Below are 243 nucleotides of genomic sequence, written 5' to 3' on the forward strand. Positions count from 1 at the left end.
AGCGAGATGGCGGCAACCGGCGAAGTGCCGTTCGCGCTCTATTACGGCGGCGTCGACAGCACGCCGCTCTTCATCGTGCTGGCGGGCGCATACGCGGAACGCACCGGTGACACCGCCCTGATCGATGAAATCTGGCCGGCGCTGCAGCTCGCAGCGCAATGGGTCGCGCGCCATTGCGACAAGAATCCGCACGGTCTGCTCGACTACCAGCGCGCATCCGAGCACGGTCTGGCGAATCAGGGG

At 66.3% G+C, this 243-nt stretch carries 1 pseudogene; it reads left to right on the forward strand.

Annotated elements, in window-relative coordinates:
* Positions 1-243, forward strand: a pseudogene (locus NCR39_RS19220) (amylo-alpha-1,6-glucosidase); the annotation flags it as partial.

Source organism: Caballeronia sp. ATUFL_M2_KS44 (assembly GCF_023630965.1).
In the GTDB taxonomy this organism is placed as follows: Bacteria; Pseudomonadota; Gammaproteobacteria; order Burkholderiales; family Burkholderiaceae; genus Caballeronia; species Caballeronia concitans.